The organism is Natronolimnohabitans sp. A-GB9 (genome assembly GCF_030848565.1).
In the GTDB taxonomy this organism is placed as follows: Archaea; Halobacteriota; Halobacteria; order Halobacteriales; family Natrialbaceae; genus Natronolimnohabitans.
This window is the reverse complement of the sequence record NZ_JAVDDV010000034.1, coordinates 1-23767: the sequence shown is the minus strand read 5'-3', so window position 1 is coordinate 23767 and position 23767 is coordinate 1. Positions and strand designations below refer to the sequence as shown.

Here is a 23767-nt window from a genome sequence, read left to right as displayed (position 1 = left end):
CTCGATTATTCAACAGGGTCCCCTGAAATAGCTGAAGAAATTCTAACGGGACGGAACGGCGACGAAGTTTCGGCCGAGGTCTATTTATCGGATTCCGGGGAAGGCTTCGAGGAGACGTTCACGATGCAGTGCGTTGGTGCAACCAATCCCGATGGAAGCGAACAACAGGATGCGTTTTATATTGAAATCTACAATACTGACGACGTAGCGTTCATCGGTACTGACGACGTGGAGTTTCACCAGAACGAGTGTTGAGCCAGCGGTCCGTTCGTGGGTCTGACTAATGGTTGCTCCGTTACTTACTCGCCCTGTACTTACCGATCACTACCCACGTCGATCGACACTCAGCCGATGGCACATTCGCGCTGTGTATTCATCACGACTCTTCGAAGAGATACGCTGACTGGTAGGAATCCCAGCGTTCAACCCGCATACCTACTCATCGGCTAGTTCGCCGAAGTATGGGTTGTAATTAATGTCCTGGGAAGCGTTCTATGACACTGTCAGAGAACAATTGCTCGAGTAATTTCGCTGCTCACCAGAACGGTTTCTCATCCCCGAAGGGGTGAGGGGAACATAGACTCCCCTCACTGACTATGAGTTCTGAACCACCAACACCGAAACTGGGAGTCGGCTACAAGACGCCTCGAGAGATAACGGTCACACCACGGAAGACTCGCCGACACCTCTCTGTTCCAAACGATCGTAGCAGAGTCTCAATCATCTCGTACGTGGAGTGGGTTCTGATCGAACTCACGCATGAAAACCTCACTGCAGAGTACCGGTCGTCACATCTCTGGGGCACCAGACGCACACAGTATACCGCAGAGAACCCTCGAGGAGAGATCTTCTCGAAGCATCACTACGATGCTCGAGTTGGTTGGCATACCGAGACACTCGTTCGGGAGGAACTTCGAACAGAGCTCGTGAACCGGTTGTCACGGTCTCGTCCAGAGACATCAGATCCGGATCTCGATGTAACGTGTCGATGTGACCGTTTCGTGCTCAAACCGACCAAACAACTTCCTCAGCGGGAGAATACGAAATAATTCGGAGGTGTGTCAAACTATTGGTCCAAGGCGACTCTACAGGGACCAATGAGCGATCACCCGCGTTCGTGGCCAGCGGAGATGGACGCTGCTGACCGCGTCAGGCATGTTGCGTTGACTCGAACGACGCCACAAAATGCTGGCTGGATTGCTGAAGAGGCAGACGTCTCGAGGGATACGGCTGTGAAATATCTCGATCGCATGGCCGATCAGGGCGACCTTGAGGTCGTCGAAACAGCTGACGGTACGTGCTACAAGCCAGACGACGTCACACAATTCCTGCGCGAAGTCCGCACCCTCGCTGAAGAACAGTCTGTAGACGAACTCACCAACGAATTGCGTGCAATTGGTGACGGAATCGACTCGTGGAAAGCAGCGTACGACGTCGAGTCACTCGAAGAACTTCGCCGGAGTATTGGACGTGAGGATCTGTCGTCCAGCGATCGACGTGAGCGCCTCGAGACGATCGAGGAATGGGAGTAAACATCCAGGTACGGGAAGCGCTCCAGCTTGCCATCAGCCTCCAAAGCTCCGTGAGGAAGCTGGAGTTGACCTCGTGAGAAGAGTCGGCGGTAGTCTGAAGTACATGGACTTCGAACAAGCGAGTATGGATGATACGAATCGCATTCGTCCTGACGGTGGGATCGACGTCTTAGATCCACCACCGACGGACATCATGGACGAAGAGACGCTCGAGCCAGCGAGGCTTGCGCAGAACGCGCCCAGACTCGAAACAGTCGTTCAACTCCTCAATCAGCCGGCGTTGGCACGTGTGTATGTCTACGTCTGCTACTGGGGCCCGGTTTCGCCGCCGGAGATCATGGACAACCTCGAGCTATCGAAATCGACGACCTACGAGTACGTCGATCAGCTCGTCGACCTCGGTCTTGTCGATCGAGATGACTCAACGCGTCCGCAACAGTTGACTGCAGATCCGATCATCATCGTCGAGCAGTACGTTCCCATCGTCATTACGCCGACGGTGTTGCACGCACTTGCACTCCAGGAAGTCGACGAGGATGTCGAGTACTTCATGAACCGCTACGGTGCTGGCAAACTCATCGCTGCATTACGGGGTGCGGGGCTGCACTTCGCAGGGAAGACGACTCAGCGGATGGTCGCGACCGATATCGACGTTCGCGAGACCGAAGCAATGATGATCATCTACGCGCTCGAGCCAGCGCTGACTGTGGGCCGAACCCACGATCCGTTCTTCGAGCATCTGTTTCCGGATGTCCACGACCAAATGGACCTTCCTTCTCTTGACGAGGTAGATGGTGCCCCCGAAGAGTCAGATTCCCACGAATGAGGACGTAGGGATGGGCTGAGAAGATTTGCTCCCCAATAGTTAGTGGTAGCCAGAGCTTGTAGTGCAACATAATATGTCGAGTAGTACTCGAGATCCAGAGGTCGTACGCGTCTCACAGAAGGGACTGGCAACGGTTCCGAAGGTACACCGAGAGAAGCTCGGGATCGACACCCCCTGTGAGGTGTTTATTTACGAGGAAGACGAGAAGATTATCATCGAACCGGTTCCGTCACTCAAAGAGTTAGGCGGGATTCACGCCGACACCGATCGCGAGCGTGGTAACGTGCTCAACCAGATTCACGAACTGAAACATGGGGAACGCCGACGCGAAGATGCCCATGCTGACCGACTCCGACCGGCTGACTCGGAGGATGAATGAGCGACCGGTACGTCTTGGACATCGAAGCGATCATCGCATACCTCTACAACGAGCCAAGTCGGAGCGTCGTCGAAGAGTATCTTCGAGATGCCTCTGGCAGAAAAAGTTTGGTTCACTCTCTACGCTGTCGACGACAACGAAACCCGATTTCGACAGTTGAGAAACGGTTAACCGGCAGTATGAGAAAGCCGGATACGTGACTGACGATTTCGCGTATCCCTCTGTCGAACTTATCCTCGAGTTCCACGAACAGATCGTGGCGGAAGGCGACATCACGGAGCCGGGCGTTCGGTCGGAGGACGCGATTGCCTCCGCATTACAGTATATTTCGGAGGGGTTCTTCGGAAAGGTACCCGAGACGATCCATGAGAAAGCAGTCCATCTGATGCGGTTACTCGTGGCAGAGCATCCGTTTGTCGACGGGAACAAACGAACAGCGCTCCGAACGGTGGTCGTCTTCTATATGCTGAACGGGTACACGTTCGACTACGGCGATGAAATCCGAGCCCTTTTGCATCGCTTCGCAACTGACGAAGCCGCGGTCGACACAGATACTGCAGTCATCTACTTCCGCGCATGCGCTCGTCGCAACTGATAAAGGGATACACGGAGTATGTTCAATAGAAAGATGGCGTCCAGTACCGATTCCTCGGCGGCGGTCGACGAAGAAGTCCGCCGACTGTACGAGCGGTATCAGGCGGCCGAGAGCGACGACGAACGTCGTGAGATCGCCCTCGAGATGGGGAAGCTCGACGGACGACGTCACTCGGAGATCTACGAAGCCCTTGAGAACGAGTGAGTACTCCCAGTTGGCTCGGTACCGAACTGTTATCTCGACGAACCAGAACTTGACGGTTAGCAGCGGTCGAAAGACAATGGTTCCCGACCAGTATCAAGCAACCGTCATCCGGGACGGCGACGAACTCCTTACCCGGTACAAGACACACCCGACTTGAACCAGAACGGAAAGATGAATTGAGTGTCGGAACGGTTCAATCTCGCTCGGACAACTTTTTCGACAACCGATCGAGGCGCTCCTGTGCAGACTCCTTGCGGGATTGTGTGACTCCAGAAAGATATTCGGCTTTACAGAGTTCGCTCGCTTCAACAGCGATCTCGAGAACTGCCCCTTCATGTTGAGCCGCTGGTGGCAGCGTTGTTACGTCGACATCGAGTTGGTCGACGGTCTCGCCGTCCTCTTCGAGCAAGAGCACCGCTGTCTGTCCGTCGACGATCCGATCGAGCGTCGCGGTGTAGGTTTCAGCCATTAGCCGACTAGTGGTGCTGCAGGCACGTCAACCGAGTGGGTGAGCGACGCTTGAGTGTCGTCATCGTCAGCTGGTTTCTCCTCGAGGAGATCCGAAGCATCAGTCGAGAACTCGTGTTCTGTCTCGAGTTCGACATCGCTCCCGTCAGTCGTGAGGACGACGTCGCCGTGAACGGCGGTCCAGTAGGTCTCGATTCCTCGATCGGCGAAGTCCTCGAGAACCTCATCGTGTGGATGGCCGTACTGGGAGTCGTACGCACTCGAGATAATTGCCACGTCCGGTGTGACTTGGTCCATGAACGGCGTTGTCGAGGACGTCGTCGAACCGTGGTGGCCTGCCTGGTAGGCATCTGCCTCGAGTTGGCCTCCATGTTCGTCACCCATCCGCTCTTCAGCGTCGGTCTCCGCATCGCCAGTCGTGAGATAAGAGAACTCACCGAACTCGATGGAGAGTGTTACACTGTTGTAGTGAAGGTCGGAACCCGAGTCTCCTGCAGGCGGGTTGAGGACGTCGACAGTCGCGTCGCCGAACTCGATGTGATCGCCGTCTTCAACGACCAGCAGTTCGACATCGTGGTCTTCGATGGCGTCGAGATATCGCTCGTACGTCTGGCTTGTGGACGCCACACCGGAGTCGTAGGCTGCGCCGATGCCATCACGTTCGGTTTCGTAGTGCTCGATGATCTCATCGTGACCGCCGATGTGGTCAGCATGTGCGTGTGTTGCGACGAGATGGTCGATCCGATCGACGTCCTGGTCCTCGAGGTATTCGATCACGTCGGAGCCTCCTTGACGCCAGTCGCCGGAGTCGATGAGCATTGTCTCACCGGAGGGTTCGATTAGTAACGTGGCGTCAGCCTGGCCAACGTCGATGTGGTGGATCTCGAGGTCGCCGTCGACATCGGGATCGTCACCTGAGTCAGGTTCATCAGCCTCAGTTTCGTCGGTCTCTTCTAGATCGGTTTCATCCCCATCGGCTGCAGTATCATCTTCAGCACCGTTCGAGTCGGTATCCTCGAGGCCATCATCTGTTTCTACCGTCGGCTCACCGTTATCCGTCCCAGTCCCATCAGCACAGCCAGCAAGAACGAGCATTGCTGCGACGAGAACAATCAAGAGAAGTCGTTTCATCGTTTGTGTGGTTCGGTTGTCGCCACATGATCGTTCGGTATTCCATGATAGCGTGTCATAGAATCATTCACAACGATCAGTAGAGTTGCAGACTGAGCACTTACAGCCAGTCGTCTGGCAGCTCATCGGCGTGATTTCGCATCAGCTCAAGGAGTGGACGGATTTCATCGAACCTCGGCCCCTTCACCACTTCACCAGCGTCTCTATTCCAGCGAATGAACCCCGCCTCTTCCAATGAAGGGAGATGTACATGGTTGAAATCTATCTGAAGAGCCTCTAACGACTTTTCCCTCTCGTGAACGTCCTCTGGCACATCTACGTTATCCCGTTGTGGATTATGGTCGAGTAAGGCGATGAGCAGTCTGCGACGGTGGATGTTCGATAACGCCTTGAAACACTCGTCCATAGTCTCTATTATTGAGGTACTTGCGTATATGTGCTATGTACTAACACACTATATCTATTTGGACTGATTATTTTTGAAGCCGTGCGAAGCCTTCTATGACACTTTCTATTCCATGAGACAAAGCAGAGATATAGACGTTGAAAGCCCCTGACGCGCTCGAGTCCCGCGCCTGGCGAGACGCACACGTCTCGCTGGCCTTCGCTCGTTTCACTCGCGAAGATCTCGCTGCGCTCCTCACAGGCTGCGGTGCTAGCATCGACGGGGTTCCCCGAGTAACGGAAGACGCTTCGCGCCTTCCGAGCATCGCGAACGCTCCGCGTTCGCTCAACGCGTCGGCCCCTTTCGCCTATGGAAATTCTGCTGCCTAAACTAACAACCGTTATCTGCATAATTGTTACGCAGATCTAGATCGCTACCGTAGTGAGCGAGGAAAATCACAAGACTGAGAGCAGATACTGTGCCTATCAGCCGGCAGGCGGAAGACATCTTTTTGCGGTAGCTGTGGCTGTGCGGTCTGCGACCCGGCCAGCGAGCGCCGCCGCTCGGCGGCGCTCAGCTACTTACACCTGGTGGATCATACACCTCCTTGCGGTCGAGCATGTGATAGATTGAAACCAACATCTTTCGAGCAGTTGCAACGATTGCTATCTTCGAGTTTTTTCGACTCGCTAATCGATCGTAGAACTGCTTCAGGTATGGATCGTTGCAGGTGTGAACAGCTACGTTAGCACACTGAACCAGAATCCATCGAAGTCGACGTGATCCTTGCTTCGAGATACCGCCTTCGGTCCGCGAGTCCCCCGACTCGCGGACCACTGGATTCAGTCCTGCGTAACTGACGACCTGTTTGTCGCTGTCAAAGCGATCAATCTCGCCTAACTCGGCGTAGATTGTCATCGCAGCATACTCACCGACACCAGGAATCGACGTCAACAGCTGCGTCTCCTCCAGAGACGCAGCGTACTCGTCGATAAGTTCCTCAAGACGAGCGATCTCGGTCGAGAGCGTCTCGATCATCTCCAAATAGACGGTGAGCAGTTCGTCGGCTGGTGTCGGGAGCGAGAGGTCCCGCAGGGCCTCTCGCCCCTTCTTACTCAATGGTTTCACCTTGCGCGTGAAACCGTAATCAGTGAGCAATCCATGAACCTTGTTGGCGTATTCAGTTCGATCTTCTACCAGTGTCTGCCGGCCGCGCACGAGTGCGCGGCACTCTCTGATCTGATCAGTCGGAACGTAGCTTTCCGGCACAGCCTCAAGACGCACTAACCGCGCCAACATACGCGCGTCAACGCGGTCAGTCTTTTTGTCAGACTCAGCGATTAATCGAACTTCGGTAGGGTGAGCAACAGTCACATCCAGGTGTTCCGACAGCGTATCGTGGATGTGGTAGTAGTTGGTCGTTGCTTCAATTACAGCGCTGGCTCCAGCGTATCGCTGAGCAATGTCTTCGAGGTTCGCGTTCTTGACGCGAACCTCTTCGATATACTGACCAGTGTCGTCGAGTACTGCTACGTTCGAGTGATCTTTGTGTACGTCGATTCCGAGGTACATTCTGGTCACCTCTGGGACGGTAGTGCGTGAAACGGAGATTCACCTATCCGGGCTTTCCTGGGTGGCGCAGGCCGCGCCACCCAGGCTGTCGTGCCCATGACTCGACTTCTTACGCACTTGGACCAGTCAATCCCACGCACTCTATGGTGCGGAAAGGGGCACGGTCTCATGCGTCCCATCCTATTTCACGCACTCCAGTGATAGCAGAATTTCCATCGAGTCAATCCCACCCACGTGGACTGATCAGCTGGCTGTCGAGGGCGGTTGATCCCTCCTCAAAGACGGCACGTCCCGCTCGCCGCTTCTGCCCTCCACTCACTCTCGCTCTTCGGATGCCAGTATTAAGCGCGCTTTCGGTCATCGCTTGCGCTCAGACGCGAAAACGGCTTAAAACTGGCCGCTCGCTCCGATTGAAGCGCCGCGCGTTACTGGTTGGATCTGTCATCGGCGCGTCTCGCTCGCGCCCTGACGGGCGCTTTCGAAGGCGCGAGCGAGACGCGTGTGATGGATGAGTTGGACAGCGAGAGAGCCAGGGCTGGAGAGTCGTGGTGTCGGAAAGACGCCGAGTGAGCGCCTTTGGACTTAGAATCCAATGCCTAGTAAGAATTCAGTCAGTAAGATCGTTTCGGTCGATGAACAGGCGTACGAGCAGGAAGCGGGTCAAGCGGACCACGAAGACGTCGTCGACGAGACTCCAGAGTTCCGGGCTACAGTGGAGATGGAGATTCAGGCGAAGGTCGATGCAAACCACCCAGACGGGATCGTCGACACGAGCGAGGATCGGATCTACGGCGTGACCTTGGCCCAGGAAGAGCGCATTCGGGCCAGAGAGGAAGAACTCGAGCGAATCAGTGCACAGGCAGCGTTCGGTCGACAGGAAGGACGAGCGGAGCGAACGAGAGCAGTGGTTGAACAGGAACGTCGTGATCAGCGGCCAGCCAAGGAAGTCGATCCTCGAGAGAAACTTGGACGAGCGACGTTGGGCCAGGTCAATCGGCAGGCACAGCGGTTGTCAGAGAACGTCAACAGTGGGTACACGCGAGCGGTCATCGCGAAGCGGATCGCCAGTCGGGTGCTCGAGGGCGCGGATATGTTCGAGGCAGTGATGGATACGAAAGAAGAGATGCACCACGAGGCAGGGACGATCGTGCCGATTGGGGCCCTCGAAGAAATCAGGCGAGGCGAGGTCACGGTGGAAGGTCGTGTACTCGAACTGTGGGAGCCCTCGAGTCCGAGTATCCAACAGGTTGGGTTGCTCGAGGACGAAACTGGCCGAACAAAGTTCACGATCTGGAAAGCGAGTCGGCAGACGATGGTGCAGGAGGGTGAGCGAGTGCGGTTCAGGGCGGCGGCCAAGAACTGGTACAATGGACGGTGTTCGATTGCGCTGACTCACTGGTCGGAAATCGTCTTCCCAGAGCGCGGCCGGTGGTGGGAGTAGCCGAACGAGATCTCTTTTTTGCTGGTGCCCGATCACCCACTACCCACCTCCCCACCCACCTCCACGTTCCGGGCAGCTCACGGCTGGAAGCCGTTTTTCTGCCGGGCTTTCGCAAATATGTCTAAAATCACATCAGCTGGGTTTGTTGAACCACTCAGAAGATGACAAGTACTGACTGCTGCATAGAGAGCTTGTAGTCAGCAGTTGGCGATTATTGAGTTCAGATCTGTTCCGATGAATCAAGCGGACGGTAACTCTGTGAAATGACCGTTGTTGGTGACTATATCCATAAATAAATCAGGATATGAGGAAGCAAAAATCCCAAGAAGACCGCAACAGCGGCCAGCGGTGAGGCTCTCCAAAGTGCTGAGTAATCCCCTATTGGCCGTCCAGTATATACTGATCCTACAACATCCCACGCAAGATATAAGCCTGCCATGAGAAGTGAAATGACCACAAGTGAAGTAGCTACACCATGCAGTCCGATTCCGACAAAGGTCGCTGCAATTGTGACGACACCAATGGTCTGAACGAGTTCTCCAGCTCCAATGTACAGTTCGAGATACTCGTGATCAGGGTCGTATTCCTCATACAGAGCACTGTATTGCTCGAACTCATTTGGCCCAACCCACTTGTTGTCGGCACGCAACGCCACGTGCTGAGGAACTTCTGTCATAACGATTGTAATATCCGTTTGAGGAATACCGACCACCCATCGGCCAGCTAAATAATGTCCTAATTCGTGGATGAAAATAATTCCGAACACCATACCGAACGCAAGTATCCCTCTGAGGGTGAACTCAAGCACAGCATATAATCCTGCTTGATGAAATATAATTTTGTCTCTCACTTACCGTCGCTACACTCGCTCACAGTGGCCTATAAGCCAGACCTTCGTGCAAGACTCGCGCTGTCTATTCAGCAAGACTCCTAAAATACATCACAGATCAAGGATTTCAACAGAGTGTATCAGTCACAATTCCGTAAATTTACTTGAAGACCTCCCATAGAATCGGCCATGTACGACCTGACCGGGTTTCAACGTGATCTCCTGTACGTGGCTGCTGGACTCAATGAACCTCACGGACTCGCGATCAAAGACGAACTCGAGAACTACTACGAGAAGGAGATCCACCACGGCCGCCTGTATCCGAATCTTGACACCCTCGTCGATAAAGGACTGATCGAGAAAGGTGAAGCCGACCGTCGGACGAACATCTATTCCGTGACTCGTCGAGGACGTCGAGAGATCGAAGATCGACGCCAGTGGGAAGACCAGTACGTCGACGATACGCTGTGATTTGGGCGGGGTCCGTTCTACAACGCTGCTGAGCCTTCTTCTAACTCGTCCACCGTCTCGACGCTGACCGCACGGTGGCGTTTTTGAGACCCGCTGATGGCCAGCGGTCTTCTCGAGTTCGACTCGAGGGACCTGAAGTGAACATGGCTACGAGCAGCAGCACCCGGGAAACGTTCGATGATTCGGATACCCGGCACGACGAAATGCATAGTACGATCGAAACGTGGCTCGAGGACCTCGTCTGTGAGGCCGACGATGCGGTCTCGAGCGACCAGTTCAGAGAGTGGCTCGACGTCCAGAGTGAGTTCCACGACTACTCCCCTCGAAACACACTGCTGATTAAACTCCAGTGTCCGCACGCGACTCGAGTCGCTGGCTACAGAACGTGGCAAAACGAGTTCGGTCGATGTGTGAGCGAAGGCGAGAAAGCGATCTGGATCTGGGCGCCGATCATCTCGAGGAAGTGTCCCAAGTGTGGAAACTCGTCGTCGTACCACGAACGGAGTGACTGCGAATACGACGAAACGGAACCCGACGAGTGGAACAAGGGACTCGTCGGCTTTCGGCCAGCACCGGTCTTCGATGTCTCCCAGACAGAGGGAGAGGCACTCCCAGAACTCGAGACTGAGGCAAACGGCAATGCCGACGAGCTGGTGCCAGCGCTCCTCGAGGCAGCAGCTGTCCTTGAGGTGGATGTCGAGGTCGTCTCCCCTCGGGAGTGGTCCCACGGCAGCGCCAAGGGCGTCTGTCAGTATCGGCTGGAGAGACAGCCACTCGTGGAAGTCCGTGACCGTGAAAACGAGGCCGATTTCGCCGTCACACTCGTTCACGAGTACGCGCACGCACTGTTGCACGGTGGCATCGATACCGACGACGAACGGGCGAAACGTGAACTCGAGGCCGAAGCAGTCGGCTATATCGTCGGTCGGTATTTTGGGCTGGACACGAGTGGGTCAGCGTTCTACCTCGCCGCGTGGGAAAGTGATGAACCGGAGGCAATTCTCGAGCGGCTTGAACGGATCAGTTCGACTGCGCAGGAGATCATCGACGTCGTTGAGGAGGAGATGGACGAAACAAGCTGAAGAGAACTTGGATATTGGGGCCATATATCTGTCTTCCAGGAAAGATATATGCACTATGCCCTCGAAGAAGGTAGTATGACAAAACGATCAACCTCCCCAAACGATCCGTCAAAACAGTGGGATGCGGATCGGACGACGTTCCAGCGTGTCTACGACATTCTCGTAGGCACTACGGATCCCGTTTCTGCACAACAGTTCGCAGAGTGGGCTCGCTGTTCTGAGACTGGTGCTCGTCAGGCACTTGAACAACTTGTCGAGATGGGGATTGCAGAACGAACAGGAACCCGTCCAGCTCAGTATCAGCGTAATCCATCGTACTTTCAGTGGAAGCGTGTTGAAACACTTGCACGCGAACACAGTGCAGGTGAGCTTCGTTCGCGTTTGGCAGAACTCATTGAAGCAGACCAAGATCTCCAGGAAACGTATGGGGTACCAGATCCGGATGCTGTCGTCGTCTCTGACGATCCTGTCGAAGATCACGAAGCGCTTCACGACCGGTGGGACGACCTTACAGAATGGCGTACAATCCGTCAGGACATTACAATCTTGAAACGCGCTGTTCAACGGGCTGAGTCACCAAATGATGGTCAAATCCAGTCAAAGACGTGACGGGGCGAGACGAAGCGCCAAGCGGCCCCCTCGATGTTCCGACGCTCGAGGTCCTCGCACAGCGTGCAGCAACCCATCCGCTTGTTTCCACATGGGAGTTCCGGCCTGATGCAATTTCTCCGCGTGTCCTCGAGCTCCAGTTAGACAGAGCACGGTATCCCTCGGCAGTACGTGAGGTTCGGATCGACATCCGGTGGTTTGTTGGAGGCGACTATACAGTCCACTATCTCGAGATTCGTGAAGAAGAGACCTGGCAGTGTCGATGGGACCGGCACCCAAAACCAGAGGCACCCCGGGAACACTACCATCCACCACCAGATGCGTCCGCAGATGTAGAGCAGTCCTCACTCGAGTCTGACCATCATCTGGATGTCCTCTTTGCCGTATTGGAGTGGATCGAAGATCGAGTCCAGACGTTACATGTCTAATCAGGGCACTTCTTGCTCCCGAAATGCTATACGGCAGTGTGACTCATCTCTGAGTAATGGCTGGCTCCACGGATCCACGCCCCCCACTCCCGGACTGGATTCTCGAGTGCTACGAGTGTCTCCTTCCCCAGCTGTGTCCACCCGAAGATGGAGCTGAAGACATACAGACGATCGATCGAGACGAGGCTGTCCACCACTTGCTCACTGACTGTGAAAACCCACTGGAGCCCGAAGATGCCACCTACGCACTCGAGCGCCTGCTCAACCGGGGATACTTCTACCAGATCGACTCTGAACTTCGACTGACTACTCCTGAGGAGCACTGTTCGGTTGAGCGCTGAGACCAGAGATCCCAGTCCAGAGATGGCCAAACACATCGATAGAGGGGTGTCTTGATAGCGGTCAAATACACCAGATTGGGGAAGCATTGCACTACGTTTGATTTCGGAGTTGAGCCTTCACGACTGACTTGACCTCGTCTGAGGAAGCCATACTGATCCGTGAGTCTTCACGAAGCGTCTCAAGGATCGTTTCTGGTCGTTCGCCGAACTGGAACTCCAAGAACATCCCAGAACTGGGGCCGTGACTCCGGCGTTCGAAGTCGACGAGCGAATACGTCGTCATTTCTTTCATCTTGTTCACGTATGTCTCTTGGTGGTACTGATCAGCATCAAGCGTCTCGGTGAGGTACTGATAGACCCGGTAGCCGGTTGTACTCCGAGCAGATTCGGTATCAGTTTGAGCTGCAACTGCCGCCGTTGCATAGAGACACAGCTTCTTTTGAGTGCTGATACCACGAACGACCTCGAGTACGCGGTTCTTCTCGACTTTCTCCTGGGCTTCCCGGACGTGCTCTTCTTGGATTCGGTCGTCCCCTTCCCGTTCAGCAAGCTCGCCGGCAACACGCATTAGATCAATCGCCTTTCGCGCATCACCATGAGTCTGGGCCGCAAACGCTGCTGCAAGAGGGATCACATCGTCATCCACGACGTTATCGTAGAAGGCATCCTGTCGTCGACGGAGAATTGCTTGGAGCTGATTCGCGTCGTAATCATCGAAGTGGACATCTTCCGGAGTGAACGAACTCAGTGCTCGGCTGCCAACAGACTCCATCATTCTGGTATCGTTCGAAATAGCGACCACAGAAATATACGCTGAAAGATCATCGTTTGCCCCAGATCGAGAAAGCTGATACAGAAGCCTCGAAAATGCCGGTTCCTGTTTATCACGTCGGCCGACGAGCATATCGAGTTCGTCCAGTACGAATACGACAGAATCGAAATGCTCGTTCACGATCCGGTAGAGCTCATCCCACTTTTCCTTCGTCGCAACGCCGTGTTTCGGTACCTGAACATCTACACCAGCATGATCGGCGGTCTGCTTCGTCAGTTCATACACTGCAACACCAAGGGTATCGAGATCTTGGCAATTGACCTCTATCGTTCCAAAACTGATGTCGCGGGTTTCACAGATGCGGCTGATGTTGTTACAGACCGCTTTCGTAATTAGTGACTTCCCAGTTCCAGATGGCCCATAGAGGAAGAGATTTGGCGGGCGGTTGTCCCCAAGCGCAACACGAAGCATCTTGGTGACTTCTTTGAGCTGGTCATCGCGGCCGACGATTCGATCCTCTTCAACCACGTAATTTGGGTCGAGAAGCGACCGATCACGGATTATCCCCTCTTGTTCATCAAACTCGAGTAGCATCTCCTCAATTGACTGAGTAGAATCATCAGAGTTGGATCCAGTTGACGACGAGGGTCCGTCGGGAGTAGAGGAGTTTTCCTGATTTGACCTTCCCGATCCAGACGTGGTCGAAGAAAGATCCGCTTGTGTTGTGGGAGGGCGTCATAGAACAGTTACCTACCAGAGAGCAGGGTAGGGTAGTTCACCGACGTTGCTGAAGTTGGCCAATGACGTCTCAGAAAGTAATATACGTCCGATAGTTACTATGGCATGGTATGGCTGTCAATCCTGTTGGCGGGCTGCCGAACCGCCCACTGACACGCTCCGATATTCACGCACTTACTGGGCATCCCAAAATCGATATCTGTCATCCTGTGTATCAACTTGTGAATGATGAGGATGCGATTATCTCGGTGTTTCTCGGCGTCGGTGAGCAGGTGCACGTCCTAATCTTCGATCCCGAGAAGCGCGCCTGGGAAAAGGTTGACTCAACCGGATCGTGGGAAGGACTCACCGAAGACGTCGGACTTGATGATGACCGACTGACAGAGCAACTCGACGCTGGGTACGACGAGGACGAGATTGAACCGGCAGGATACCTCAACGATCCGCTGGAAGGGTTCGCGGAGAACCTGCCACAGGAACCGTTGACGGCTGCACAGATCACGGCCATCAGCGACCGAGAGTTCATTCCTGAGGCTATTCCCTTCACACGACACCAGAGCAATGACCGGTACGTCTCGTTCGTGCTTGCGTTCGACGAGCCAATCGAGAGCAGACGGTTGTTCGCTGCCTACGGCTATAATCCCGAGATGGGCACGTGGGAGGTTGCCCACTCACTGGATGTGACCGATGTTGACCGTGATGACGAGGGTGTGTTTGAGACCCTTGCCGAGCACATCACTTCCTGGATTACCGATCACTACGAGTTGTCTGAACTCGCAATCGACGAGGAAGAAGCATCATGAGAGCAGCAGCCGAGTGTGTTTGCTTCCGGGAGCCTCAATCCCACCCTCTTCGGTGAGCACAGAGATGCACCACCTCGTCACGCTCTGACCGTGTCACGCCTCATCTTCAGCGAGTGTGAGGATTGCCCAGGGTTTTCTACCGATTGGACTCGTAGAACGAAGAGGACGCGATGGAGCAGGGACCGACAGTTACGGAGGCAGCGATCAAGCGTCTCGCACGGTCTAAGTCGTATGACCACGGTGAGAACCACTACGACCAGGGTGCCGTCATCGACATCACTCACCGTGGCGATACTCTGCGAGGTGAGGTCGAAGGGAGCCAGTATGAACCCTACCAGGTGCGAATTGAACTAGATGACACTGGTATCGTGGAGACGACGTGTTCCTGTCCGTACGATCACGGCGGAATCTGCAAACACCGGGTCACGGTTCTGTTAACGTACGTCCGTGATCCAGACAGCATCGATCAACGACCTTCCGTGTCCGAACTGGTCGCGGATGCAGACCCGGCGGACCTCCGAGAAGTGATTCTTGATCTCGTCGAGCACCATCCAGAACTGGCAGGTCGGGTCGAAACACGACTTGAGACGGGGCAAGGTGACGATGCGTCTGTCCGACCGCGAATATCAACCGCGATTCGATTCGCCAGCACGTCCAGTACGTACTCCGACCATCAGATGGGAAGTCAGAACACGCTCACGATCCGTATGCCGCAGTCGAAACCGATGTAGAGAAACTCCGAGACTTCCTCAACCAGGCGCAAACAGCCCTCGATGCTGGCGATGGTGAAACGGCACTGGATATTCTCGAACCAATGGTCGAGGAGTTGATGGACGAAGAGTGGTTGGCGCTCCCGGAGTAACTTCGATCTGGAAGTCACTCGAGAGTGTTACCACTCCGATGTGCTGAGCGGTCGATAGCCGTACCTCACCGTCTCGAGTACTACCGGTGAGAGCACTGCTCATCGGCCAGATGCACGGCGAAAATCCCTTCGTAGCTCTACCTTGTGACCAGAAGCACTTAAAGAGAAGTCAGTGTCGATGTCGTTCATCAGCAGGACTCGTCGTTCAGTGTACTCGAGGCCGTTCTTCCGCTGGGCCTTCTTCGTCACTGCCAGGCGACTCCTCGAGGGGTCAAGCACCGCGTCGATAAGCTACGAGACGAGTTTCTTCGCGTACTTGTCACTGTTGGTACTCTGTATCAACTCTGCCTGCAATCTCGTCGATGAACAGCTGCCCGCCGGTATCGAGATCGTCGTACTCGACCGGTGGATCCCAGTCAGTGTAGTTGAACGGCTCGGTGACGACGTGATAGCCGTTCGGCGTCGTGATCGTCGCGTGGACGTCTGTAGAAAGCTTCGCAAGGAACTCGTCACGCTCGAGGTCGCTGATATCGTCGAGATCAAATAGGAAATACCAGTCGTCGCGCGCATCAGGCCGATGGAGCGCACTTTTCCAGTAGGAATCGACGCGGGAGAGCTTCTCAGCTGCGTGTTCATCACCGTAGAAGAGGTCGCGGATCCAGCCATCCATCTCTTCGCGGAAGTTGAAATATGCATCCAGCGTGTTCCGTGCATTCGCGGACAGATAGATCCGAAAGAGTTGATTAGCCGACGGGCGCCCACAATAGCAAACTGATGATTTCAAAAGAAAACCAAGGCGGATTCCTCGCCCTTCCGAAAACCCGCTGTTTTCGGCTTTCGCAAATCTTCGATTTGCGTCAACACCGTGGGCGGGGAGGAAGCCGACACTCGCTGCACCACACCAGTCTTTCAGTGGATGGCATCCCACTAATCTGGTAGTGGTCGGCGGCCCACAGTTGTCGTCGGCCACGGGCCGCAGTCAACCGGCCCCGAAGTTAGGGATGCCGACCCGTGAACGCCCGAAAGTCCTTCGGGCACGACGCGGCAAGTCCACTGACAAGCCACGGGCCACCGCGCCCGTGGCAGTTGACACCATCCCTACGCTGTCTTGCGGTTAGAAACCCGCTATCCAACTATCCCTGGTCGGCCGTCAGGCAGGGAGCTCATCGACACAATCCCAGGGAAGCTCACATTGTACACACGAAAAGGGCTAAGTAAGCTGGCTCACATTGTACACATAATGAGTAGTGATAAAAAGCGCGTCCAGTTCCGAGCGCCACACCGGCTCATCGATCGAACCGATGCCCTCGCGGATGTCCTCGGGGAGGATCGAACGGATATCCTCGTGACTGCGCTCCGGGAGTACCTCCAAGAGGCCGCTCACGACGACACACTCACTCAAGAAATCGCGGCCGCCTACTACGACGACGAAATCAGCTTCGAGCAGCTCAAAGCACTCGTCGGCGCTGAAGAAGCGGCGAATCTCCGGGTGTTGAAACAGCAGCTAGACGAGGACTTCATCGACGAGGTCGCCGACACATAGATGTCACAGCTTATCGCAGACACTTCCGCCCTCGTCAGTCTCGGAATCGTTGCTGACGAGAATCCCGATCCACTCTCGATCTGTCTGGCCCAATACGAGGTGGTCGTCCCAGCAGCGGTTATCGAAGAACTCCAGGAGATCGCCTCGTACGATGACGCGCACGGTCGTGGCGCAACCGTCGTGCTCGATCGAACTGATATGCTCGAGACACAGTCGGTCGACCTCGACGCCGAGTTCCCACTCGATGACGGCGAGAACGCTGCTGTCACCCTCGCGAACGAGCTCAATGCCACACTGTTTCTCTGTGATGAGTTCAACCAACTCGGCTTGATTCACGCGTCGCTCGCTGATACTCGGCTCGTGACGACTCCGACCTTGCTCTCAGTTCTCGTCCGAAGCGAGCAGCTGCCAGCTTCCGATGCTCAGCAGCTCCTCGATGGAATCAGCGACGCTCGCAGCTGGGACGCAAACAGCTACGTGCAGCGGGCTCGCTCGTTGCTCGAGGGATCCTGACTGCCACCGTGGAACTGTCGTGGGCTGTCGCGTCGGTCATAGAAAACTTCACACGGACTTCAGAAAGATCGGTACAGCGGGTCTGAACGGCGTATTTGAAAGAAGAGACTGTTCTCGAGAACGGATTCGTCGACGGTCCCGCCGAGGATCCGACGATACCAGGTCGTTGCTCGAGTTGAGCGACCTCGAACGATTGTTCTCGGCTGGATCAGCCAGATTCGCTGGTCGCGCGAAATCCGTCGGCCCTCGAGTCACCGACGCGAGACGCCGCTCACGCTGTGTCAACTCGGTTTCGGAGTTGGTAATTGCTGATCCTCGTCCTACTCACGCCGTCCATGTCCCACTCCACTCTGACTGGGGAATCCTGATCCGCTTTTCTTCGCTGTCTTCGCCGACCGGTTTGACGATAACGGCATTGACCTTTCCGACGGAAGACTGTTCCTTCTCGACGATTTCATACTCGTTTCCGTCTCCTCTAATGTCACGTACAGTGTCGCCGACCTCGTACGAGCTCAGATCTTCCATTGTTATTTGTTCGCACTTTTGCAACTTAAGCGCATCGGGGGTCCAGCAAAGGGTGCCCACACTCCCAGTATTGACATTTCAACAGCAGCAACAGCACGCGTGACTCGAGTCCGCTCTGTGCGTGATCGGTGAGAACGAGCGTTCTTCGGACCATATGATTTATTCCTATTGCAATATACAACAGTTATCATGGGTAACAATGACACAGGGAGATCGGTTATCGAGCGGTTCGGGTACAGACTCTCGAGTATCGTCGAGCGGTGGATGCCCAGTCCGTTTTTATTTGCAATTCTGCTGACATACCTCGTCTTCGTGGCAGGGCTCGTCCTAAATCAAACCGGAACGATCGAACCGGCAAACGGCGGCGGGGCCGTTGGGCCAGTCGACATGATCGAGTTCTGGTTCGGCGGCTTCTGGGGCTTCCTCGGCTTTTCGATGCAAATGGTCGTGATTCTGATGACCGGATTCGTGCTCGCATACCACCCTGCAGCCAACAAACTTCTCGTCCGACTCGCCAGACTCCCTAACACACCACCACAGGCAGTCGTTCTCGTCGCCGGGTTCTCGATGGCGGTTGCGTGGATTCACTGGGGATTCAGTCTCATTCTGGGTGCGATCTTCGCCCGTGAGATGGGGAAAGTCGCACACGAACGGGGGGTCGACGTACACTATCCATTGCTGTGTGTCGCAGGATACATGGGCCTTGGCTTGACTTGGCATTGGGGATGGTCCGGATCCGCACCGTTGTTGCTCACCGACGAGACGGAAGTCGGTGAAGGAACGGCCTTCGCTATGGTTTCTGATCCGATTCCAGTAACTGAAACCATCATCCACCCGTATACGATCACGCTGACGATCCTTTCGATCCTCTTCGCGGTGAGCGTCTTATACCTCATTACTCCGTCAGGGGAGCGAGCACGGGGTATCACCGAGTATATTCCGGAAGACGAACTGTACGAGACGGGTACTGACGGCGGCGAAGATATCATAGAACCGGACGAACCTGATACTGACGGGACGGTTCCGGCAGAACGTATCAACAACAGCCGTGTTCTCGGTGGACTCGTCGCAATCACCGGCGTCGCATACGTCTTCTGGATACTCGTTACTGAAGGAATCGAAGTGTGGGATCTTAACACGATCAACTTCGCGTTCCTGATGGCCGGGGTCCTGGTCTGGACGAATCCGTCCACGTACCGGGAGAAGTTCGGCGAGGCGGCACCGGCAGCTGCTGGCATCATCCTGCTGTTTCCCTTCTTTGCCGGGATCCAGGGGATGATGGCCGATTCGGGTCTTGCGGGCGCGCTCGCCGAGCTCATTATCGGGCTCTCGACTGTCGAGACGTTTCCGATCTTCGCGTGGCTGGCGGCAGCGATCCTCAATCTGTTCGTTCCGTCCGGGGGCGGCCAGTGGATCGTCATGGGGCCGTCGATTCTCGAAGCCGCCGACCAGCTCGGTGTCGAGTTCGGTCACGCGACGATGGCCTTCGCCGTCGGTGAAGCACACACGAACTTGCTAAACCCGTTCTGGGCGATCCCACTTTTGGCCATCACGCGCATCAAGGCTCGCGAAATGTTCGGGTACGCAGCTGTGATGCTACTCGCCCTGTTTCCATTCCTAGCGGTCGTCCTCTATCTGCTCCCATACGGCATGTTCTGATCGACCGACAATCCTCGTCTTCCGTCAACCGAAACGCAACTCGAGTTTCCCACCCATCAGGAGCGGGAGTGAAGCGCGCCGCAGTACTATTGTCCACGGGACGGAACCCACGTGATTCGTCTCACAGAACACCAGAAGATTGCTGGGCTGTGTCGGGTCTCGGTGAAGGGACACCTCAACGGCCACTCACCACGGCGGCGCCAGTCGATCCTAGTACCCTCTCAACTGTCGACACCGGGTCGAATCGCTCCACACTGCCGGATTAGCGGATGAGGGTTGACAGAACACTAGTGTGATGGGATTTGATACTGTCCAGGCTCGTCGAACTCGGAGACTACCTCAACGTAGTTGACTGACTGGTCCAAAGAGCCGTGAACTTCATAGCGCTATACAAATCAGCCGCTTCTAATGAAAGTATAAATTTCGTATGTAAACCCCTGAATATATACGCCGACATCAGCTTCGGAGAAGCTGTTTACGAAGGGGTGCTTATCCGTAGCGAGTAACGCAGTTTCTTTATCGAAATTGTACCTGAAACTGAATCTGCAGTTTGATCACTACACGTATGTATTTATCAAATCGGTGTGCTATCGGTAACTTTTGATGACGTAGGTTTCCATCGGCGAGATGATTCCCTCGTCGTCAGTATAGTCTATCAGTTTATCTGTAACCTCTCCAATGAGCTCCTCTCTCACATCTTCCGCTACCCCTGCGATATGTTCAGCTAACGGTGAGCTCGCTGCCTCACGACGGACAAACTCCGAAATAGAGGGATACCGTATATCACCTATCTCGATCGTGAGTGTTACATCATCGAATCCAGCTTCCCGAGCAAGATTCCGGACAGAGTTGGTATTCCATCCCGGGAATATCCCTCGTATCATCAGTCCTGCCTCGTCACCAACATGACGCTCTAACGCTTCTGCCAGCACGATATATCCAGGTTGGTATTCGATCGGCCGCCAGATGCTACAAGCGATACGACCGTCTGGAGCAAGGACACGACGCATTTCTGCGAGCGCCGTCTCGGGTTGGTCGAAGAACTGGAGAGCTTGTTGACAAAAGACGACGTCGAACTGCTCGTCAGCGAACGACAAGTCGGCCGCATCTCCCTGTCGCCACTCTATCGCTGGTTCGGAACCTCCCGCTTCTTCCTCAGCTTTTGCAAGCATTCGTTCATTCCGGTCGAGCCCGACGACCGTGCTATCCGCATTCAACTCGGCTATGGCTCGACGAGCCACGATACCCGTTCCGCAGCCGACATCAAGAACGCGATCGTCTGATCCTAACCGTACCGAGTTGATCAGTCGTTCCGCCCATGGATCCAAAATTGGCGGGACGAGGTACTCTTCATACGCATCCGAGGCACTCTGCTCAAGCTGCCAGGCAGTGAGATCTTTCTCGTCAATCATGATCTCTCCACAGCTGTTTGACGACGAATTCTCTGTCTCCGTCCGGGCTACATATCTCTTCAACTGCGCTGGTAACGTGTCCGACGTAGCCGTCTGCAACTGACTCGCCATCGATAGCGAGACCGATTTCACTCAGGACAGTGGTAGGCTCACAAATGTGCGTCTCGAGCCGTTCGGCGGCTGATGTGGCTTCTCGCATGAGTTGAATCACCCTTACCTTTGTGAGGCGATCACATAGATTCATCTACTGAAAAATCTGCAGGGGATGATCAAAGAGCCCCCGAGCGGTGGGCTAATCGTAAAGATACGCGCTGTGTATTCAGTGGAAACTGAACGTTCTACTCAGATTCTATCAGAAGAGGTCTATTAAATATAGAGCCCAGTGCGAGATTTTCGGCTCTGTTCAAACCCTATTCTTTAGATATGTATTCGCGTGAATCTACTGCACACTACACATGCAAACTGCTCGCTTCGCTCGCAGTTTCTGAATCGGCCGGCGCAGTGTTCGAGACGCGCGACAGCGCGTCTCTCTGCGGTACGGCGAAGACACCGCGAGCGTAGTGAGCGGTAACTGAGCCGTCTGTACTGGTCGTTAGATTGCTTAGTCAAGATTGTGGACGAGACATGCAAGAGCGAGTTCACGGAACTGCTTCCACCAGCGTCGTGAACGGACGAACGCGCCGTACTTTCGCTTGAGCGTTGAGTTGACCGTCTCTGATTGACTCCATTGGCCGTAGAGGTCGGCGTCTAAGCGTGCGTTCCATGCCTTGTGAAGCGGTGTGAACTCACGATGCTTGATTAGTGGACGAATCTCGTGTTGACGGGCAAGTCGTCTGATTTTCTGGTCGTCGTAGCCCTTGTCCCCGAGTAGGATGTCGATAGTCTCGGGGTTGCGTTTGATCAACGACGGAGCGATCTGGCTATCGTGTTTTCGTGTCGTCGTCACGTGTCAATCAAGGGCTGCGTTCACTTTGGAATCGACCAGCAGTGTTACTTTGAGTTGCTGAATCGTGAGTTTGGCTCGTTTCGTGTAGTGTTTCGAGGCGTGACTGCGGTCGAATCCCGAAGCATCGATTCCCGCAATGCCGTTGGTCGGGAGCAGTGAAACAGAGAGATTGAGCAACACTCGCCAGACGGCCATATCGAGTCTGTTGAACGCCTTGCATAGCGTAGACGGCACAGGCAGTTCAGTGAGATTGATCGCGTTCCGGATACGGGGCATCTCGATGAGTTCGTCGAGGAGTGTTCGATACGTCGTGTTCTTCCGAACCTTGAGACAGAGGAGAACGATGTGCTGATGGAGCGTATAGCGTTTTTTCGAGAACTTCGAGGAGTATCGAGCTACGGCACGTTTCGCTAACTGAAATGCTTCCTCAACAAATCGGAGCAACCGAGACTTTGGGAGGGTCTGCATCTACTCAAACCACCGACTGAACCTGTAACTCACTAAGGATTTCAACAGAGCCAGATTTTCATAGGAGCATGAGTTCAGCGGATTAACGTCCTTTATTCCGGATTTTCTCCACGAAACGGTTCGTTTGGAACGGGGACTGATACGGACTGCTGTAGTCAACTACCACCGATCGCTAGATCCGGGGTCGGCGATCGACGGTACATAGTTACAGCGATCCGTATGAGAGATCACCGTCGTCCGTAGGCTTGGTGATCCCGTCTCAGTTGCTACACAAATGCCAGCAACTGCAAAAACGTCACCAGGTAACTACTTCCAATTTCCCGTGGGAGTCTTACGTCCCCTCAACGAGTCAGTTCACTACTGGACGGAATCGTGGAGGGGTGAGATGAGTACAATGACAGAAGACTGGAACCTCAAAGGCAACTTCATCGAGGCGTGCAACTGTACAGTCCCGTGCCAGTGTCTGTGGTGGGAACCGGCAGATGACGGTGGATGTACCGTCGCTCTGTTCTGGAATATCGAAGAGGGGACACATGGAGACATGTCCTTAGACGGGCTAGGGGCAGGGCTACTTCTCATAGACGAGGGAGTTCTCCTCGAAGGCGGATGGCGCGTGGTTCTCGTGATCGACAAAGCCGCTAACGAAGAGCAAGCGGAGGCGCTCGAAACCATCTTCTCTGGTCAAGCGGGCGGGTTGTTCGAAGCCGCCGCGCCGCTGATCGATACTGTTGAAGACAGCGTCGTAGTGCCGTTTTCCTACTCGGCAGAGGATGGCCATCTCTCGTTCAGTGCCGGCGATATCGTCACCATCGAGACTAACAGCGCCGTTGGTTTCGGAGACGAGCAGGGATCGGTGTACCCTCACCCGTTCATTCAGCCAGCGGAGAAAGCAAACACCGGCAAGACGACTGAAGCGACTGTCGCTTTCGACGACGACTTCTCGTGGGATGTCAGCGGTAATAACTCGTATTTCGGCGAGTTCGAGATGGCAAACACCTGAACTCAGTATTCACGATTTCCCACGAATATGCCAACACACGAACCGAGACAGGGGGTTTTCAGTGTTCGTCAGCTTCCGCTCATTGCCATCGTTATGTACGTGATTGCACTCGGAGCGTGGATCGCGATTCTCTGGTCCCGTCCCAAAGTCGTCTAGAGTTCGCCTCTGGTAGCTTCAGTTGACACCTCCATTGTGATGGCTGTTTTGGCTGAGCGCTCGAGCAGTTCGTCGGT

The 23767-nt window shown here is 54.8% G+C and carries 25 protein-coding genes and 2 pseudogenes; 16 read left to right on the top strand and 11 right to left on the bottom strand.

What is annotated here, in order from left to right; translation table 11 throughout:
* The 6 genes from RBH26_RS20205 to RBH26_RS20180 all read left to right on the top strand — a co-directional run.
* Positions 1-255 (top strand): hypothetical protein (locus RBH26_RS20205; RefSeq protein ID WP_306760164.1); only part of this gene is annotated, 255 nt, incomplete at its 5' end.
* Between the two features lie 842 nt (positions 256-1097).
* The gene (locus tag RBH26_RS20200) at positions 1098-1532 is read left to right on the top strand and encodes a hypothetical protein (protein WP_306760163.1); all 435 of its coding nucleotides are present in this window, start codon (positions 1098-1100) and stop codon (positions 1530-1532) included.
* Positions 1533-1635: 103 nt separating this feature from the next.
* Complete coding sequence (locus RBH26_RS20195; protein ID WP_306760162.1) at positions 1636-2358, top strand: helix-turn-helix domain-containing protein; 723 nt, start codon at positions 1636-1638, stop codon at positions 2356-2358.
* Between the two features lie 73 nt (positions 2359-2431).
* On the top strand, positions 2432-2737 hold the full coding sequence (locus tag RBH26_RS20190; RefSeq protein WP_306760161.1) for an AbrB/MazE/SpoVT family DNA-binding domain-containing protein: 306 nt from the start codon (positions 2432-2434) through the stop codon (positions 2735-2737).
* Between the two features lie 196 nt (positions 2738-2933).
* On the top strand, positions 2934-3332 hold the full coding sequence (locus tag RBH26_RS20185; protein ID WP_306760160.1) for a type II toxin-antitoxin system death-on-curing family toxin: 399 nt from the start codon (positions 2934-2936) through the stop codon (positions 3330-3332).
* A gap of 33 nt (positions 3333-3365) precedes the next feature.
* Positions 3366-3536, top strand: coding sequence for a hypothetical protein (locus tag RBH26_RS20180; protein WP_306760159.1), 171 nt, complete (start codon positions 3366-3368; stop codon positions 3534-3536).
* 193 nt (positions 3537-3729) lie between these two features.
* On the opposite strand, the gene RBH26_RS20175 is transcribed toward RBH26_RS20180, so the two are convergent.
* The 4 genes from RBH26_RS20175 to RBH26_RS20160 all read right to left on the bottom strand — a co-directional run bounded on the left by RBH26_RS20175 (position 3730) and on the right by RBH26_RS20160 (position 7092).
* Positions 3730-4005, bottom strand: coding sequence for a DUF3006 domain-containing protein (locus RBH26_RS20175; protein WP_306760158.1), 276 nt, complete (start codon positions 4003-4005; stop codon positions 3730-3732).
* Positions 4005-5135 (bottom strand): ComEC/Rec2 family competence protein, encoded by a 1131-nt coding sequence (locus RBH26_RS20170; RefSeq protein WP_306760157.1) that lies wholly within the window; start codon positions 5133-5135, stop codon positions 4005-4007. Before RBH26_RS20170 ends, RBH26_RS20175 begins: the two co-directional genes overlap by 1 nt.
* Before the next feature lie 100 nt (positions 5136-5235).
* On the bottom strand, positions 5236-5541 hold the full coding sequence (locus RBH26_RS20165) for an ArsR family transcriptional regulator (RefSeq protein ID WP_306760156.1): 306 nt from the start codon (positions 5539-5541) through the stop codon (positions 5236-5238).
* A gap of 552 nt (positions 5542-6093) precedes the next feature.
* Positions 6094-7092: an IS110 family transposase gene (locus RBH26_RS20160; protein ID WP_306760155.1), complete on the bottom strand. Its 999-nt coding sequence runs from the start codon at positions 7090-7092 to the stop codon at positions 6094-6096.
* A gap of 592 nt (positions 7093-7684) precedes the next feature.
* On the opposite strand from RBH26_RS20160, the gene RBH26_RS20155 reads away from it, so the two are divergent.
* A complete protein-coding gene (locus RBH26_RS20155) occupies positions 7685-8533 on the top strand; it encodes a DNA-binding protein (RefSeq protein ID WP_306760154.1) in 849 nt (282 codons plus the stop codon).
* Between the two features lie 280 nt (positions 8534-8813).
* Here the strand turns inward: RBH26_RS20155 and RBH26_RS20150 are convergent, their stop codons facing one another.
* On the bottom strand, positions 8814-9341 hold the full coding sequence (locus RBH26_RS20150; protein WP_306760153.1) for a hypothetical protein: 528 nt from the start codon (positions 9339-9341) through the stop codon (positions 8814-8816).
* 210 nt (positions 9342-9551) lie between these two features.
* Here RBH26_RS20150 and RBH26_RS20145 point away from each other — a divergent pair, with 210 nt between their 5' ends.
* From RBH26_RS20145 to RBH26_RS20130, 4 genes are all read left to right on the top strand, one after another.
* On the top strand, positions 9552-9833 hold the full coding sequence (locus RBH26_RS20145) for a helix-turn-helix transcriptional regulator (protein ID WP_306760152.1): 282 nt from the start codon (positions 9552-9554) through the stop codon (positions 9831-9833).
* Positions 9834-9976: 143 nt separating this feature from the next.
* Complete coding sequence (locus tag RBH26_RS20140; RefSeq protein ID WP_306760151.1) at positions 9977-10915, top strand: ImmA/IrrE family metallo-endopeptidase; 939 nt, start codon at positions 9977-9979, stop codon at positions 10913-10915.
* Between the two features lie 75 nt (positions 10916-10990).
* Entirely contained in the window at positions 10991-11524 is a 534-nt protein-coding gene (locus RBH26_RS20135; protein ID WP_306760150.1) for a hypothetical protein, read from the top strand.
* A gap of 484 nt (positions 11525-12008) precedes the next feature.
* Positions 12009-12293: a hypothetical protein gene (locus RBH26_RS20130; protein ID WP_306760149.1), complete on the top strand. Its 285-nt coding sequence runs from the start codon at positions 12009-12011 to the stop codon at positions 12291-12293.
* Between the two features lie 91 nt (positions 12294-12384).
* Here RBH26_RS20130 and RBH26_RS20125 read toward each other — a convergent pair whose 3' ends face one another.
* Positions 12385-13659 (bottom strand): orc1/cdc6 family replication initiation protein, encoded by a 1275-nt coding sequence (locus RBH26_RS20125; protein ID WP_306760148.1) that lies wholly within the window; start codon positions 13657-13659, stop codon positions 12385-12387.
* A gap of 254 nt (positions 13660-13913) precedes the next feature.
* Here RBH26_RS20125 and RBH26_RS20120 point away from each other — a divergent pair, with 254 nt between their 5' ends.
* Positions 13914-14606 carry a hypothetical protein gene (locus RBH26_RS20120; RefSeq protein WP_306760147.1) on the top strand — a complete coding sequence of 231 codons (693 nt, stop codon included), beginning with the start codon at positions 13914-13916 and terminating at the stop codon, positions 14604-14606.
* A 961-nt stretch (positions 14607-15567) separates the two neighbouring features.
* On the opposite strand, the pseudogene RBH26_RS20110 reads toward RBH26_RS20120, so the two are convergent.
* Together RBH26_RS20110 and RBH26_RS20105 are read right to left on the bottom strand one after the other, a co-directional pair.
* A pseudogene (locus tag RBH26_RS20110) lies at positions 15568-15792 on the bottom strand (hypothetical protein); the annotation flags it as partial.
* On the bottom strand, positions 15788-16438 hold the full coding sequence (locus RBH26_RS20105; RefSeq protein ID WP_306760145.1) for a hypothetical protein: 651 nt from the start codon (positions 16436-16438) through the stop codon (positions 15788-15790). The pseudogene RBH26_RS20110 and the gene RBH26_RS20105, both read right to left, overlap by 5 nt.
* 270 nt (positions 16439-16708) lie before the next feature.
* Between RBH26_RS20105 and RBH26_RS20100 the strand changes: the two genes are divergently transcribed.
* Together RBH26_RS20100 and RBH26_RS20095 are read left to right on the top strand one after the other, a co-directional pair.
* Positions 16709-17011, top strand: a complete 303-nt coding sequence (locus RBH26_RS20100) for a hypothetical protein (RefSeq protein ID WP_306760144.1) — start codon at positions 16709-16711, stop codon at positions 17009-17011.
* Positions 17012-17524, top strand: coding sequence for a hypothetical protein (locus tag RBH26_RS20095; RefSeq protein ID WP_306760143.1), 513 nt, complete (start codon positions 17012-17014; stop codon positions 17522-17524).
* A 324-nt stretch (positions 17525-17848) separates the two neighbouring features.
* Here the strand turns inward: RBH26_RS20095 and RBH26_RS20090 are convergent, their stop codons facing one another.
* Positions 17849-18049, bottom strand: coding sequence for a hypothetical protein (locus RBH26_RS20090; RefSeq protein WP_306760142.1), 201 nt, complete (start codon positions 18047-18049; stop codon positions 17849-17851).
* 189 nt (positions 18050-18238) lie between these two features.
* Between RBH26_RS20090 and RBH26_RS20085 the strand changes: the two genes are divergently transcribed.
* Entirely contained in the window at positions 18239-19708 is a 1470-nt protein-coding gene (locus RBH26_RS20085; protein ID WP_306760141.1) for a TIGR00366 family protein, read from the top strand.
* Positions 19709-20295: 587 nt separating this feature from the next.
* On the opposite strand, the gene RBH26_RS20080 is transcribed toward RBH26_RS20085, so the two are convergent.
* Together RBH26_RS20080 and RBH26_RS20075 are read right to left on the bottom strand one after the other, a co-directional pair.
* Positions 20296-21120 (bottom strand): class I SAM-dependent methyltransferase, encoded by an 825-nt coding sequence (locus RBH26_RS20080; protein ID WP_306760140.1) that lies wholly within the window; start codon positions 21118-21120, stop codon positions 20296-20298.
* A gap of 601 nt (positions 21121-21721) precedes the next feature.
* Positions 21722-22534, bottom strand: a pseudogene (locus RBH26_RS20075) (IS5 family transposase).
* 394 nt (positions 22535-22928) lie between these two features.
* On the opposite strand from RBH26_RS20075, the gene RBH26_RS20070 reads away from it, so the two are divergent.
* Entirely contained in the window at positions 22929-23534 is a 606-nt protein-coding gene (locus RBH26_RS20070; protein ID WP_306760139.1) for a DUF1326 domain-containing protein, read from the top strand.
* Positions 23535-23767: the final 233 nt, after the last annotated feature.